Source organism: Streptomyces griseoloalbus (assembly GCA_014650015.1).
GTDB classification, from domain to species: domain Bacteria; phylum Actinomycetota; class Actinomycetes; order Streptomycetales; family Streptomycetaceae; genus Streptomyces; species Streptomyces griseoloalbus.
This window is the reverse complement of sequence record BMUD01000015.1, coordinates 123,492-136,367: the sequence shown is the minus strand read 5'-3', so window position 1 is coordinate 136,367 and position 12,876 is coordinate 123,492. Positions and strand designations below refer to the sequence as shown.

General features: G+C 71.6%; 12 protein-coding genes and 1 pseudogene. 10 read left to right on the top strand and 3 right to left on the bottom strand.

The genetic code is table 11. The annotated features are described in order from the left end of the window. Window positions 1-2 precede the first annotated feature (2 nt). From IE178_RS22935 to IE178_RS22925, 3 genes and pseudogenes are all read left to right on the top strand, one after another. Complete coding sequence (locus IE178_RS22935; RefSeq protein ID WP_193513658.1) at window positions 3-767, top strand: CDP-alcohol phosphatidyltransferase family protein; 765 nt, start codon at window positions 3-5, stop codon at window positions 765-767. A 356-nt stretch (window positions 768-1,123) separates the two neighbouring features. Then, window positions 1,124-1,735, top strand: a pseudogene (locus IE178_RS36985) (hypothetical protein). A gap of 119 nt (window positions 1,736-1,854) precedes the next feature. Next, complete coding sequence (locus IE178_RS22925) at window positions 1,855-3,777, top strand: protein kinase domain-containing protein (protein ID WP_193513599.1); 1,923 nt, start codon at window positions 1,855-1,857, stop codon at window positions 3,775-3,777. Window positions 3,778-3,799: 22 nt separating this feature from the next. Here the strand turns inward: IE178_RS22925 and IE178_RS22920 are convergent, their stop codons facing one another. Continuing rightward, window positions 3,800-4,399 (bottom strand): TetR/AcrR family transcriptional regulator, encoded by a 600-nt coding sequence (locus IE178_RS22920; protein WP_193513598.1) that lies wholly within the window; start codon window positions 4,397-4,399, stop codon window positions 3,800-3,802. A 177-nt stretch (window positions 4,400-4,576) separates the two neighbouring features. Between IE178_RS22920 and IE178_RS22915 the strand changes: the two genes are divergently transcribed. Beyond that, window positions 4,577-6,346 carry a serine/threonine-protein kinase gene (locus IE178_RS22915; protein WP_193513597.1) on the top strand — a complete coding sequence of 590 codons (1,770 nt, stop codon included), beginning with the start codon at window positions 4,577-4,579 and terminating at the stop codon, window positions 6,344-6,346. A gap of 12 nt (window positions 6,347-6,358) precedes the next feature. On the opposite strand, the gene IE178_RS22910 is transcribed toward IE178_RS22915, so the two are convergent. Beyond that, entirely contained in the window at window positions 6,359-6,700 is a 342-nt protein-coding gene (locus IE178_RS22910) for a PLD nuclease N-terminal domain-containing protein (protein WP_184760877.1), read from the bottom strand. Between the two features lie 66 nt (window positions 6,701-6,766). On the opposite strand from IE178_RS22910, the gene IE178_RS22905 reads away from it, so the two are divergent. The 3 genes from IE178_RS22905 to mqnP are packed head-to-tail and all read left to right on the top strand — an operon-like array spanning window position 6,767 to window position 9,611. After that, on the top strand, window positions 6,767-8,224 hold the full coding sequence (locus IE178_RS22905; protein WP_184760878.1) for a menaquinone biosynthesis decarboxylase: 1,458 nt from the start codon (window positions 6,767-6,769) through the stop codon (window positions 8,222-8,224). Continuing rightward, window positions 8,221-8,691 carry a hypothetical protein gene (locus IE178_RS22900; protein WP_193513596.1) on the top strand — a complete coding sequence of 157 codons (471 nt, stop codon included), beginning with the start codon at window positions 8,221-8,223 and terminating at the stop codon, window positions 8,689-8,691. The genes IE178_RS22905 and IE178_RS22900 overlap by 4 nt, the downstream gene beginning before the upstream one ends. Further along, window positions 8,688-9,611: a menaquinone biosynthesis prenyltransferase MqnP gene (gene mqnP, locus IE178_RS22895; RefSeq protein WP_438874407.1), complete on the top strand. Its 924-nt coding sequence runs from the start codon at window positions 8,688-8,690 to the stop codon at window positions 9,609-9,611. The genes IE178_RS22900 and mqnP overlap by 4 nt, the downstream gene beginning before the upstream one ends. Before the next feature lie 12 nt (window positions 9,612-9,623). Here mqnP and IE178_RS22890 read toward each other — a convergent pair whose 3' ends face one another. Further along, window positions 9,624-10,223 (bottom strand): rhomboid family intramembrane serine protease, encoded by a 600-nt coding sequence (locus IE178_RS22890; RefSeq protein ID WP_193513595.1) that lies wholly within the window; start codon window positions 10,221-10,223, stop codon window positions 9,624-9,626. 91 nt (window positions 10,224-10,314) lie between these two features. Between IE178_RS22890 and IE178_RS22885 the strand changes: the two genes are divergently transcribed. The 3 genes from IE178_RS22885 to mqnE all read left to right on the top strand — a co-directional run bounded on the left by IE178_RS22885 (window position 10,315) and on the right by mqnE (window position 12,765). Further along, window positions 10,315-11,007, top strand: a complete 693-nt coding sequence (locus IE178_RS22885; RefSeq protein ID WP_184760882.1) for a UbiX family flavin prenyltransferase — start codon at window positions 10,315-10,317, stop codon at window positions 11,005-11,007. Window positions 11,008-11,085: 78 nt separating this feature from the next. Further along, window positions 11,086-11,544 carry an Lrp/AsnC family transcriptional regulator gene (locus IE178_RS22880; protein ID WP_184760883.1) on the top strand — a complete coding sequence of 153 codons (459 nt, stop codon included), beginning with the start codon at window positions 11,086-11,088 and terminating at the stop codon, window positions 11,542-11,544. Window positions 11,545-11,601: 57 nt separating this feature from the next. Beyond that, window positions 11,602-12,765, top strand: a complete 1,164-nt coding sequence (mqnE, locus tag IE178_RS22875; protein ID WP_184760884.1) for an aminofutalosine synthase MqnE — start codon at window positions 11,602-11,604, stop codon at window positions 12,763-12,765. The last annotated feature ends 111 nt before the right edge of the window (window positions 12,766-12,876 follow it).

The following is a 12,876-nucleotide window of genomic DNA, read 5'->3' as shown; positions in this document are numbered from 1 at the left end:
TCATGGGTGCTCCGGCACTTGAGGAGCTGCGGGAGGTCTGCCAGCCGCAGGCCAAGCTGGCGAGCCGCAACGGCGAGCACTGGGCCGGCCGGCTCTACATGCGGAAGATCTCCCTGCGCACCACCCGCCACCTCGTGCGCACCCCGGTCACCCCCGACCAGCTGACCTGGACCATGGTCGTCTGTGGAGTCGCCGCCGGCGCCGCGCTGATGATCCCGGGGCTGACCGGCGCGATCCTCGCCGTGATCCTCATGCAGCTGTTCCTGCTCTTCGACTGCGTGGACGGCGAGGTCGCCCGCTGGAAGGGACAGAACAGCGCGGCCGGCATCTACGTCGACCGGCTCGGCGCGTACCTCGCGGACGCGGCGCTGATGGCGGGCGCCGGCTACCGGGCCGCCGAGTCCGGCGTCGGCGGCTGGCTGTCGGTCGGCATCGCGACGGCCCTCGGTGTCGTCCTCCTGAAGGCCTCCACCGACCTGGTGGACGTCGCCCGCGCCCGCCGCGGATTGACCGTCGCCGACGACGAGTCCACCCGCCCCCGCTCTCAGGGCGTCGCCACGGTCCGCCGCATCGCCGCCGCCTTCAGGATCCACCGCGTGACCAACGGCATCGAGGCCTCCCTCGTCCTCCTCGTCGCGGCGGTCGCCGACCAGGTGACCGGCGGCATCGAACCGACCCGCTGGGCACTGGGCGCGCTCGCCGCCATCACCTGGGTGATGGTCCCCGCCCACCTCCTGTCGATCCTGTCCTCGTCCCGCCTGCGCTGACCCGCCGACCGGGCCGCGTCCGCGAAGGGTTGCCCCGACCCCCCGCCCACAGAGCCACCCCCGCCTGAAGTCTGTGAGCACCAACCGCGGCCTTGTCCACACCCCTCACATCTGAGCGCACCTCCAACACGACCGCCCCACATGCTCACGCACATTCCGCCTTCCCCCTCCCCAGACCGTCGCCCCCGCACCCCTCCGCGAACCCGCATCCGCGGCTGACCCTCGCGCGGCATCGGTTCACTCACCTGGGTGAGCATCACCGGTTTGCCTGCTTTTAACGTGTCATATTCCCTTACGTGGAGGCACATGCCACCGACATATGTCAGCCCTCATCGGGGCCGGCATGAAGGAAACCCATGGTCAAGCCGTCTCGTGAGGCGATGCACCGCATCTTCGGGCACGACCCCGGACTCTTCAGTCGCGTCTCGCGCTTCCTCGGGGTCGACATCCCCAGGCCCGGCGGGGCCACACCGTTGCCGACCGACCTCACCGAGACCAGCTCCGTCGAACGCCGGGTCGACACGGTCCTGAGGTTCGAGGCCGCGGAACAGGGCGACTTCCTCCTCGCCGTCGAGGTCCAGGAAAACAGGACCCGGACAAGCCGGCGAGCTGGGCGTACTGCACCAGCTACCTGACATCGCGGACCCCATCGCCGAATTCACCGCACAGGGCTGGGCGAGCACCCGGCCAAGCACCTCCGGGGGAACCTGGTGGCCGTGGACCTCTCCTTCTGCAAGTCCTACCTCGTCGAAGAGATCCGGGACGAAGCCCGCGCCGAAGCCCGCGCCGAAGCCCGCGCCGAGAGCCGTGTCGAGGACATCCTGCTCGTCCTGGAGCAGCGTGGCCTCGACGTCTCGGACGACGTCCGCAGCCGTATCACGGGCTGCATCGACTCCGACCTCCTTCGCTGCTGGCTCGCCCGCGCCGTCACCGTCCCGAAGGCCGAGGAGATCTTCGAAGGCGAGTGACCGGGCGGGCCGTCGACCGAAGTGCCGTACGGCGTGCGGCACTTCGGCGAACACGGGTGCGATTGGCTTTATGCTTGGCCTGCCCCCAAGGGCCGAGATCGCACGCCGTGGAGGCATTTGTGTCAGCGCTGGAGCCGGACGACCCGCACTCCGTAGGGACGTACCGGTTGCTGAGCCGGCTGGGCGCGGGCGGCATGGGCCGGGTCTACCTCGGCCGCTCCCCGGGCGGGCGGCTCGTCGCGGTCAAGGTGGTGCACTCCGAGCTGGTGCGCAGGCCCGAGTTCCGTGACCGGTTCCGCCGCGAGGTCGAGGCGGCCCGCAAAGTCAGCGGCGCCTTCACCGCCCCGGTCGTCGACGCGGACCCGGACGCGCCCCTGCCCTGGCTGGTGACCAGCTACATCGCCGGGCCGTCGCTGGAGCAGGCGGTCGCCGAGCGGGGGCCGTTCGAGGCGGGGGCGGTGCTGGCGCTGGCGGCCGGGCTGGCCGAGGCACTGGTGTCGATCCACGCCGCGCACCTCGTCCACCGCGACCTCAAACCCTCCAACGTGCTGCTCGCCGAAGACGGGCCCCGGGTCATCGACTTCGGCATCGTGCGCAGCGTGGACTCCGACTCGGTCACCAGGACGGGGCAGGTGGCGGGCTCCCCGGGGTTCATGTCCCCCGAGCAGGTCAACGGGGAAGACGTCACCCCGGCGAGCGACGTCTTCTGCCTGGGCGCGGTGCTCGCGTTCGCGGCGACCGGCGCCAACCCCTTCGGCGGCGGACCGACCCCCGCACTGCTCTACCGCGTCGTGCACAACCCTCCGGACGTGCAGGCCGTCACCGACCCGGCCCTGCGCGCCCTCATCGGCGACTGTCTCGCCAAGGACCCGGCCGGCCGTCCCACTCCGCACGAGATCCTCGCCCGGGTCGGCGCACTCGGCAACGAGTCGACGATGGCCCTGCGGCACCCCGGCCCCTGGCCGCCGGGCAACGGCCCCGCGTCCCCGGCCGCGTCCGCGACGCCCCTCCCGGTCGGCCGTCCCACCGACCTGGGGGCCGCCACCAGCGTCCTCCCGCGCGACGGCGGGCCCGGTGCCTTCCCCCAGCAGGCGACCATGGTGGCGCCCAGGTTCCACGACCAGGCCACCCGGGTGGGCGCCGCCCTGGAGCCCACCCCCGGCACGACGGAACCCGCCGGACCGGGCGGACCCGCTGGACCGGGCGGACCCGCAGGCCCGGGTGGACCCGGTGGCCGCCGGGCGGCCCGGGACGCGGCCCGCGAACGGGGCGGCAGCCGACGGGCGTTCCTGCTCCTCGGTGCCGGCGCGGGCGCGGTCGCCGCGGCCGGCGTCGGCGCGGGGTTCTGGCTCAACCGGTCGTCCGCCGCGGACCGGGACCGTGCCACACCGCCCTCCTCGGCCGGCCCCTCGTCCACGCCCTCCGCCGCCCCGCAGCCCGCCCCGCCCATCGGGCACTGGCGCCTCGCCGAGACCTCGGGCACGCTGGCACGGGACCAGGCGGGCGGCCACGACGGCACCGCGACCGGCGTGACCTGGCTGCCCGGCGGAGGCGGCGCCGTCTTCGACGGGCGGAGCAGCCAGATCATGACCGCGGGCCCGGTGCTGCGGACCGGGGAGGGCCGCAGCTTCACGGTCGCCGCCTGGGTCCGGCTCTCCGCCGCACCGGGTAACTGGGCCACCGCCGTCAGCCAGGACGCCGGGGACGCCAGCAGCTTCTACCTCCAGTACGCCGTCACGGAGAACCGCTGGGCCTTCTCCCGCCCCGGCCTGCGCGCCACGGGCCGCAGCGAGCCCGCCGTGAACGTCTGGACCCACCTGGCCGGCGTCTGCGACGGCCCGGCGCGCAGACTGCGGCTGTACGTCAACGGCGAGCTCGAAGTGGCCGTCGAGGACACCAACCCGCTGTCCGGCACCGGCCCCTTCATCATCGGCCGGGCGTCGTACGGCGGCCGGGCCGTCGACTTCTTCCCCGGCGCCGTCCGGGACGTACGGATCTTCGACCGGGCCCTCGCCCCCGCCCGGATCAAGAAGCTCGGCTGACCCGCCCCGGCACCGCCCGCGTTCACCCCGGGTCCGCGCGGATCGACCGCCAGATCCGGTCGGGCAGGACACGGGCCGCCTCGTCGAGGTCGACGTCGCCGAGGGTCAGCCAGCGGCGGCTGACGCCGATGACCGGGCCGAGGATGAGGGACTCGAGGACGGACAGGGGCAGGGGCGCGACCTCGCCCGTCTCGACGTGCCCGCTCACCCACGCGGTCAGCGGTGTCAGCCGGGCCTCCTGGGCGTCCCGGAGCATCCTCGCCTGCCGCATCCCGAGCTGGTCGGCACGGGAGGAGTGCAGGAGGAGGCCCACTTCCCGGTGTTCCTGGACGAAGGCGAGATACATCCGTACGAGCGCGCCGACGCCGGCCCGGGCGGAGTCCGCGTGCTCCACGGCCGCGACCATCTCGCCCAGCAGCCGCTCCAGCCAGCGCATCAGCAGGGCGTTCACCAGGCCGTCCAGGCTGCCGAAGTGGTGGTAGAGGCTGCCCATGCTGACACCGCTGGCCCTGGTGACCGCGTTGACCGTGAGACCCTGCTCGCCCGACTCCGCGTAGACGCGCAGTGCCGCGTCCAGAAGCTGTTCGGCGGTGACCTCGCCGCGGTGCTGCTTGGGGCTCATCGCAGGATCGTCGCCCCTTCCGGAAGTGTTTCTGGAGTGAATTTCTAGAATTCGCTTCCAATTCTAGCTCGTACTGGTCCAGACTGGCTCTGCCGACGTGCGTGTCCGCCCGGCGCAGGGGGGAACGGGCGGGCCGCCGCCGGTCCGGTGCGGACAGAACACAACAACGGGGCAGGCGTGATCGAGCTGGGTGGAAGCGGCGCCGAGCCGCTGGAGGACGAGGACCCGCGGCGGATCGGACCGATTCCGCTGGTCGGACGGCTCGGAGCCGGCGGCATGGGCCGCGTCTACCTCGGTGTGCACGAGGGGCGGTACGCCGCCGTCAAGCAGTTGCTGCCGTCGGTCGTCGCCGAGGACAAGGACTTCCTGCGCCGCTTCGGGCACGAGCTGGACAACCTCGCGCGTCTGCCCGAGGAGGCGACCGCCCCGCTGCTCGCGGGCGACCGCACCGCCCGGCCCCCGTGGTTCGCCACCGCCTACGTCCCCGGCCTCACCCTGCGCGAGGCCCTCGAAGCCCACGAGGGGCCCCTGCCCGCCGCCGCCCTGTGGCTGCTGCTGCGCGAGGCCGCCTCCGGGCTCGCCGCCGTGCACGCGCTGGACATGGTGCACCGGGACATCAAGCCGTCCAACGTCATGCTCACCCTCGACGGCGTCACCCTCATCGACTTCGGGGTGGCCCGGGCGGCCGAGCAGAGCCAGCTCACCCGGACCGGCATGGTGGTGGGCACCCCCGCCTACATGTCACCCGAACAGGCCTCGGGGGCACGCAAGTCGACCGGGGCCGTCGACATCTTCGCGCTCGGTTCGGTCCTCGCGTACGCGGCGAGCGGCCGGCCCCCCTTCGGCGACGAGTCCGGGCACGGGGTGCTGTACCGGATCGTGCACGAGGAACCCGACCTCGATGCCGTACGCGCCCTGGACCCCGAGCTCGCCGACGTGGTCGCGGCCTGCCTGGACAAGGACTACGAGGGCCGGCCCACCGCCGCCGAACTGGTCGAACTCGCCGAACGGCACGGTCCGTTCACCCCGCCGCTCTGGCCGAAGGCCATCACCGGGGTGCTGACCGAGCGGGCCGCGTTCACGGGGCGGACGCCGACCGTTCCGGACGTGCCGGAGGAACCGGGAGAACCGGCGAAGCCCGGGGAACCGCAGGCGCCCGAGGCGTCCGGGCCGGCGCGGGAGAAGCGTGGCCGCCGGACACGGGTGATCCCCGTGATCATCCCCGTCGTTGTCGTCGCGACGGGCACCACCCTCGCCTTCACGCTCCTGCCGTACACCTTCGACACCGGCAACGAGGCGAGACCCACCCCCTCCGTGTCGGTCACGGCCCCCGCCACCGTGCCGCCGTCGGGCACGGCCGGTGCGTCCGGGAAGCCGTCGCCGTCCCCCAGCGGGTCCTCCTCGAAGGAACCGGGATCAGAATCCCGGGAGCCGGCGACCGCGCCCGGGGCGGAGGGCGCCGGCGCGGACACCGACGACGCGGGCGCGAAGGGCGATGGCGACGCGGGCACGAGCGGGGACTCGGGCGGCAGCGGAGGGGACGACTCCTCCTCGGGCACGGGCACGGCGACCGAGGCCCCGTCGACGGGCGGATTCACCCTGCGCAACGCGTCGAGCGGACAGTGCCTCACCGCCTCCGACAGCAGCGCGTACGGCAACATCTCCATGGGCAGCTGCACCGCCGCGACGGCCGGATGGAACCTGCGGGGCGTCTCCTCCGGCACCTACCGGGTCGTCCACACGGCGTCCGGCAGCTGCCTCACCCGATACGGGGCGCTCCACAGCGCGTCCTGTGGTGCGCAGAGCGGTCAGGAGTGGCGATTCGGTTCGGGCGGCACCCTGATTCTCACGAACACCGGCCAGTGCCTGGATCACGCCCGGCCGAGCGGCATGGTGATGACGCGGACGTGCGACGGTTCGGCGGGCCAGCGCTGGATCAGGAGCTGACGCGCGGGCCGGTCAGGCGGAGCCGCCGCGCCCGTCGTCACCCGGCTTGTCGTCCTTGTCCTTCTCCTCGTCCAGCGATTTGAGGAAGTCCGGGTTGTCGTCCGGCGCCACCCACTGGTGCCGGCCGCCGCCCCGGCTCCAGGCGGAACCGATGGTGCCGCCCGCGCCCGCGGGGTGCCGCTTCTTGCCGGCGATCAGCCACGAGATCGAGCCGACGAGCGGGAACAGCAGCACGAGGATCGCCCACAACGGCTTGGGCATGTGCCGGATGTCCTCGTCCTTCGTGCTGATGCAGTCGATGAACGCGTACACGCTCAGGGCCAGTGGTACCAGGAACATCAGCACCCGCAGCATGGGCCTCTCCAGCGAAAGCGGTGGGTGGTACAGGGCCAGGGTAACCGCTCGGGGATACTTGACCGCATGGCTTACGACGATCTTCGCTCCCTGCTCAGAGCGCTGGAGCGCGAGGGCGACCTCAAGCGCATCAAGGCCGAGGTCGACCCGTATCTGGAGGTCGGTGAGATCGTCGACCGGGTGCAGAAGGCCGGCGGTCCGGCGCTGCTCTTCGAGAACGTGCGCGGCTCCGGCATGCCCCTCGCGATGAACGTGTACGGCACCGACCGCCGCCTGCTGAAGGCGCTGGGCCTCACGTCGTATGCGGACATCTCCGACAAGATCGGCGGGCTGCTGAAGCCCGAGCTGCCGCAGGGCTTCGTCGGGGTGCGCGAGGCGTTCGGGAAGCTCGGCGCGATGACGCACGTGCCGCCGAAGAAGGTGAAATCCGGGGACGCGCCCGTGCAGGAGGTCGTGCTCACCGGCGACGACGTGGACCTCGACCGGTTGCCCGCGCTGTTCACCTGGCCCAAGGACGGCGGCTCCTTCTTCAACCTGGGCCTGACGCACACCAAGGACCCGGAGACGGGCATCCGCAACCTCGGCCTGTACCGCCTCCAGCGCCACGACAAGCGCACCATCGGCATGCACTGGCAGATCCACAAGGACAGCCGCAACCACTACCAGGTCGCCGCCCGGCGCGGTGAGCGGCTCCCGGTCGCCATCGCCTTCGGGTGCCCGCCGGCCGTGACGTACGCGTCCACCGCGCCGCTGCCCGGCGACATCGACGAGTACCTGTTCGCCGGGTTCGTGCAGGGCAAGCGGATCGAGATGGTCGACTGCAAGACGGTGCCGCTCCAGGTCCCGGCGCAGGCGGAGGTCGTGCTCGAGGGCTGGCTGGAGCCGGGCGAGATGCTGCCCGAGGGCCCGTTCGGCGACCACACCGGCTTCTACACCCCCCAGGAGCCGTTCCCCGCGCTGACGATCGACTGCGTGACGATGCGGAAGCGTCCGCTGCTCCAGTCGATCGTGGTCGGCCGGCCCCCGACGGAGGACGGACCGCTGGGGCGGGCGACGGAACGCTTCTTCCTCCCCCTCCTCAAGATCATCGTCCCGGACATCGTGGACTACCACCTCCCCGAGTCCGGTGGCTTCCACAACTGCGCGATCGTCTCGATCGACAAGAAGTACCCCAAGCACGCGCAGAAGGTCATGCACGCCATCTGGGGCGCCCACATGATGTCGCTGACCAAGCTGATCGTGGTCGTCGACTCCGACTGCGACGTGCACGACCTGCACGAGGTCTCCTGGCGGGCCCTCGGCAACACCGACTACGCGCGTGACCTCACCGTCGTCGAGGGCCCCGTCGACCATCTCGACCACGCCTCCTACCAGCAGTTCTGGGGCGGCAAGGCGGGCATCGACGCGACGAAGAAGTGGCCCGAGGAGGGGTACACGCGCGACGGCGGCTGGCCCGACATGGTCGAGTCCGACCCGGACACGGCCGCCCTGGTCGACCGCCGCTGGAAGGAGTACGGACTGTGAGCCCCCTCGCCATGGGCGGCCCGGCGCTCTTCATCGGCACCGACACCGACTACGTGGCCCTGGTGCGCCCCGAGCTGGACCCGCAGGACCCGGGGGTCCGGCGGGCCGCCGAGCAGGCGGGCGTCGCGCCGGAGGAGCTCGCGGGCTCCGGCGACACCTGGGCGGTGCTGTTCGAGCACCGCGGCGAGGGCGACGGCTTCGAGCTGCCCGGCGTGCGCGACGCGGAACCCGTCGGCTTCGCCCGGCTGCTGCGCGACGAGCTCACCGCGGCGAGCGGGCCGTTCACGGTCGACGGCGGCGCGGTGCTGCGGCTGGACGCCCGTCCGTCCGGCGCGGACGCGTACGCCTTCACGGCGTACGTCACCCCGCCCGACGACGCCGGGACACCACTGACCGTGGAGACGGGTCCGCTGCCCGTCGCCGGACTGCTGGCCGACCTCGACGCGTTCCTCGGGAGCCTCGCATGATGACCACCGCCGACGGGATCGTGGGTCCGGGCCCGGCACCGCGGCCGACCCGGAAGGTGAAGGCCTTCCTGCGCCTGGTCATGATCGAGCACTCGGTGTTCGCGCTGCCCTTCGCCTACATCGCCGCCCTCACCGCGATGTACGAGTGGGACGAGAACATCCACTGGGGCCGGCTGCTGCTGGTCACCCTCGCCATGGTGGGCCTGCGCACCTTCGCGATGGCCGCCAACCGGATCATCGACCGCGAGATCGACGCCCGTAACCCGCGCACCGCGCACCGCGAGCTGGTCACCGGCGCGATGTCGGTGAAGCACGCGTGGACCGGCGCGCTCGTCGCCCTGGTCGTCTTCCTGGGCGCGGCGGCCCTGCTCAACCCGCTCTGCCTGGCCCTCGCCCCGGTCGCCGTCATCCCGATGGTGGTGTATCCGTACGGCAAGCGGTTCACCAACTTCCCGCAGGCCATCCTCGGCCTCGCCCAGGCGATGGGCCCGGTCGGCGGCTGGCTGGCCATCACCGGCTCCTGGTCCTGGGAGGCGGTCGTCCTCGGTCTCGCCGTCGGCATCTGGATCGGCGGCTTCGACCTGATCTACGCCTGCCAGGACGTCGACACCGACCGCGAGATCGGCGTGAAGTCCGTCCCCGCCCGGTTCGGCATCCCGGCCGCCATCTGGGGCGCCCGCGTCTGCCACGCCGTGACGACGGCCCTGTTCGCCTGGTACGCCGTCCTCACCGACGCCGGGGCCTTCCTCTGGCTGGGCCTGCTGATCGTCGCCGGTGCCTTCGTCTACGAGCACACCATCGTCCGCCCGCACGACCTGACCCGCCTGAACAGGGCGTTCTTCAGCGTCAACGGCTTCATCGGCATTGCCCTGTTCGTGTGCGCGCTGCTGGATCTGCTGGTGCGCGGCCTGACGGTATAGCGGCCTGACGGTTCAGCGGCCCGACGGTCCAGCGGGCCGACGGCGGAAGAGGAACGCCGCCGCCAGACCCGCCGCCAGACCGATCAGGTGGCCCTGCCAGCTGACGCCGGACTGCGTCGGGGCGAGCCCCGCGAGGATCGAGCCGCCCCAGACCGCGGCCACCAGCACACCGGCCAGGACGCCGAGCGGACGGCGCTCGACGAAGCCGCTGACCAGCAGGAAGCCGAAGAGGCCGAAGATCAGGCCGGAGGCGCCCGCGGTGTTGGTGTGCGCCGGGGATATGAGCCACACTCCCAGACCGTCGGCCACGACGATCAGCGCGCAGACGGCGGCGAACCGGCGTATGCCCCCGAGCGCCGCGAGGAAGCCGAGCACCAGCAACGGCACGCTGTTGGCGGCCACATGGGCGAAGCCGAAGTGGAGGAAGGCCGCCGGGAGGATGTCGGCCAGCTCGGACGGTACGCGCGGCACGATGCCGAAGTCGTCCAGGGCGTGACCGCTGACCACGTCGACCACTTCGAGCAGCCACAGCAGCGCCACCCAGCCCACCATCAGCCGGGCCGCGACCTTGACCCGGTCACGTCGCGACCATTCGGGACGCGCACCCGACATCGCTCACCCCCGGCATCGGCTCGTTCTGTCTGAGGAACGCCCGGCCCCCTCGGCCGGTTCCCACCCTGTGACTCCGGATAGGCTCGGTGTCGTGAACCCAGTCAAGCCAGGAGAGACGCGGCGTACGCCTTGGATCGTAGGGGTCTCCGGCGCCTCCGGCACCCCGTATGCCGCCTCGGTGCTGCGTGCGCTGCTCGCCGCCGGCGAGAGTGTCGATCTCGTCGTCAGCCGGGCCTCGCGGCTCACCCTGCTGGACGAGACCGGCATTTCCTTCCGTGACGCCCACTGGCGGGACGACCTGCGGGAATGGCTGTCCCGGGGCGCGGACGGCAAGCCGGGCACCTTCACCGTCGACCTCGACGGCGTACGGCACTGGGCCGCCGGCGACCTCGCGGCCGGGCCGTCCTCGGGGTCGTATCCGAGCAAGGGCATGCTGATCGTGCCCGCCTCCACGGCCTGCGTGGCCGGGGTGGCGCTCGGGCTGTCCAAGGACCTGCTGCAGCGGGCGGCGAGCGTGACCCTGAAGGAGGGGCGCACGCTGGTGGTGGCCGTACGGGAGACCCCGCTGAACGGTCAGACCCTGCGGCATCTGGTCGCCCTCGACGACGCCGGCGCGACCGTGGTGCCCGCCTCACCGGCCTTCTACGCGGGCGCGACGCACATCCAGGACCTGGTGGACTTCGTCGCGGGGCGCGTACTCGACGCGGCGGGCGTCGAGCACCGCCTCTACCGCCGCTGGGAAGGCGAACTCGGCGGTGGGTCCGGTGGATCCCGCACCGACTGAGCACGCGCCGCGACGCCGCGGCGACGCACCACCCTTTGCAGCAACTCTCGTACCTCTTCAGTGGAAGGCTTCGATTCGATGGACGCGGTGGACAGGCAGCTCATCCAGGCCCTGAGGGAGAACGGCCGGGCCTCCTACGCGGAGCTGGGACGCCTCGTCGGTCTGTCGGGACCCAGCGTCACCGACCGCATCAACCGGCTGGAGGCGGCCGGTGTCATCACCGGCTACCGCGCCACTGTGGACGCCGCCTCGCTCGGCCTCGGCGTCACCGCCCTGATCGGCATCTCGCTCTCCGACGCCGCCGACCACGAGGACGTGGCGCAGCGGCTGCGGGACCTGAAGGAGATCGAGGACTGCTGGTTCATCGCCGGCGACGACTCCTTCATGCTCAAGGTGCGGGTGACCGACGTGGACGGCCTGGAGAAGACCATCCGCCGGCTGTCCGGCACCAAGGGCGTCTCCCGGACCCGTACGACGATCGTGCTCTCCACGAAGTGGGAGAACCGCGTCGGTGAGCTGCCCGAAGAGGTGGAGTGACCGGGGCGTACGGTTGACGGGGTCTGCCTGAAGAGGTCGAGGAAAAGAGGGATCGGCATGGACGTCGGGCTCAAGCGCGAGCTGGAGGAGAAGGTCAGGGCGGGTGTGCGCCTGACCCGTGAGGACGGCATCGCGCTGTACGAGTCGGACGACCTGGCCTGGCTGGGCGGGCTGGCCCACGAGGTGCGCACGCGGCTGAACGGCGACGTCGTGCACTTCAACGTCAACCGCCACCTCAACATGACGAACGTGTGCACCGCCTCCTGCGCCTACTGCTCCTTCCAGCGCAAGCCGGGGGAGAAGGACGCCTACACGATGCGCATCGAGGAGGCGGTGAAGCTCGCCAAGTCGATGGAGTCGGAGAACCTGACCGAGCTGCACATCGTCAACGGGCTCCACCCCAACCTGCCGTGGCGTTACTACCCGCGCTCCCTGCGGGAGTTGAAGGCCGCCCTGCCGGACGTCTCGCTGAAGGCGTTCACCGCCACCGAGATCCACCACTTCGAGACCATCTCCGGCCTGAGTGCGAGCGAGATCCTGGACGAGCTGATCGACGCCGGTCTGGAGTCGCTGACCGGCGGCGGCGCGGAGATCTTCGACTGGGAGGTGCGGCAGCACATCGTCGACCACCGCACCCACTGGGAGGACTGGTCGCGCATCCACCGCCTGGCGCACGAGAAGGGGCTGAAGACCCCGTGCACCATGCTGTACGGCCACATCGAGGAGCCCCGCCACCGCGTGGACCACGTGCTGCGGCTGCGTGAGCTGCAGGACGAGACCGGCGGCTTCCAGGTCTTCATCCCGCTGCGCTACCAGCACGACTTCGTGGACATGAAGGACGGCAAGGTACGCAACCGGCTCCAGGCGCGCACGCAGATGGCGACCGGCGCGGAGGCGCTGAAGACCTTCGCCGTGTCGCGGCTGCTCTTCGACAACGTGCCGCACGTCAAGGTGTTCTGGGTCATGCACGGCGTGCAGACGGCGCAGCTGGCGCTCCAGCACGGCGCGGACGACATGGACGGTTCGGTCGTCGAGTACAAGATCACGCATGACGCGGACAACTTCGGCACGCCGAACAAGCTGACCCGCGAGGACCTGCTGGACCTGATCCGTGACGCCGGGTTCCGGCCGGTGGAGCGCAACACGCGGTACGAGATCATCCGGGAGTACGACGGTCCCGACCCGGCGCGTCGGGAGTCGCCGCAGCCGATGCGTGTGTGAGGCGAAAGGGCTCCGCCCCTTCGCCCCCGCCAGGGGGTTCCGCTGTCGCCCACCCGCCACCCGATCCGGCGGGTGACAAGCGGGTCCGACGACCCACCACGGGGTAATGGC